Genomic DNA, 1,821 nt, shown 5'->3' with positions numbered 1-1,821 from the left:
AGGTGGCGTTGTGGCCTGCACCGCTGGAGCCGTGGCTGCCTCGTGTGGAACGGCGCGAAGCGCGCTTGCCGCCTGCCTCGACGCAATGCCCGCCACCGGCATTGAATTCGGTGGCGGCGTTGTCGATTGTCGGTGTGCGAGAGGGGGACCGGTTGCGGCGCCCGGCGGCGAGCCAGGCGTCATTGCGCCTAACGTTGACTGCGCTGGGCGGTGACGGTCGGCGCTGGTGGTTCCTCAATGGCACCCCGCTGGGCGACAGCGGCCATCAAGAAGCGCTCAACACCACCCTTGAACAGCCAGGGCGCTATGAGCTGAGTGTTCTCGACGAAAGCGGGCAAACCGCACGGGTTGAATTCAGCGTCGTGGAGTAGGCCTCCGGCTTGCGATGTTCTCAAAGATCAAAAGATCGCGAGGCGAGCTCGCTCCTACAGTGAATTGGGGTTATCACTTTAGTGAGTGGTGTGTTTTGTTTTGGGTAACGTGTTGATTTGTTGAGTTTTAGTTTGCGCGTGAGCGCTGGTTATATAAGGGCTTAATACCAAGTAGTGAGTTGTTCAATACCCGGTCCGGCGTTGTGATGGAAGCCACGGATGAACGTATCTCTGACGTTAGAGCAGGGAGCCTTCGAACTCTGGCTAAGCAGGTGCAAGGGAATAATCATGAACACTCAACTGTGGTTAAAAACAAGTACAGCCCTTTTGTTAGTGATGACCGTCAGCCTGGCTGGTTGCCATAGCGGCGGTGGCGGTTCTAAAAGTCATGTTGAAGCCAGTACGCCCGATGCCGGTACGGGCGGCGGTGGTGATGGTAGCGGTGGCGGCAATAACGGCGGTGGTGACGGCAGCGGCAATAACGGTGGCGGCAACAATGGTGGTGGTAATAACGGCGGTGGCAACAATGGCGGTGGTAATAACGGCGGCGGTAACAACGGCGCCGGCAACACGCCACTGGTCACCGGGCAAGTTATCAGCCAGGTGAGCGGCGCTGTCGGCGGTGTCGGTTCGACTGTCAGCGACTTGGGCAACACCCTGACAACGGTGCCTGTGGTGAGCGCGGCAGGCGGGTTGGTGACCAACACCGGTAATGCGGTGACGTCCATTACCGACGGCCTGGACAAAGGCTTGGGCACGATTGGTACAGATAAAAACTCACTGGGCATCACTGTCGCTGGCGCAACCAATGCCGTGTCTGATATCGGCAAAGGAGTGTCCTCACTGGGCCAGGGCGTGAGCGGGGTGATCAATAACACACCGATCAGCCAGATCCCGATCGTGGGCGGCGTTGCGGGTAACGTCACGGATGTCACTGGCGGCCTGGTGAATAAAGTCGGGACCACGGTCACCATGCTCGGCAATACGTTGACCACCAATGTCACCAGCGGGCAATTGGGCCAAGTGACGGGCGGGGTCAATGACAAGGTGCTGGTGCCGGTGATTTCGCTGGTAGAAAAAACCACCGGGCAAATCGGCACAGCCACAGGGTTGGGCGCACCGGTTGACGGCCTGCTGAACAAAGTCGGTGGAGTGGTGGCAGGCGTCGGCAACAAAGTGACCGGCGTGAGCGATCAAAACCCGGTCACCAATCTGGTCGGTGGCGCGTTGGTCGGTGTCGGCGGTGTGGCTGACAAGGCGGGCGGTTATGTGAACCCTGCGGCTGGAACAGGGACCGGTACAGGCACCAGCACAGGCATTGGTGGCTTGCTGGGTGGCGTAACAGGTGCCGTCGGCGGTGCAGGTTCAGGCACCGGTACGGGCGCAGGCGGTGCGGTGGGCGGCCTGGTGGGCGGTGTTGCCGGCACGGTCGGCGGGGTGGTCAATACCG

General features: G+C 60.4%; 1 protein-coding gene and 1 pseudogene. Both read left to right on the top strand.

What is annotated here, in order from left to right:
* A pseudogene (locus tag GHO25_RS25495) lies at nucleotides 1–371 on the top strand (penicillin-binding protein 1C); the annotation flags it as partial.
* Between the two features lie 288 nt (nucleotides 372–659).
* Nucleotides 660–1,821 (top strand): collagen-like triple helix repeat-containing protein (locus GHO25_RS25490; RefSeq protein WP_256677336.1); only part of this gene is annotated, 1,162 nt, incomplete at its 3' end.

This window comes from Pseudomonas sp. FSL R10-1350, assembly GCF_009600525.1.
Lineage (GTDB): Bacteria > Pseudomonadota > Gammaproteobacteria > Pseudomonadales > Pseudomonadaceae > Aquipseudomonas > Aquipseudomonas helleri.
Note: the sequence above shows the minus strand (reverse complement) of the source record. Positions and strands in the feature narration are given on the sequence as shown.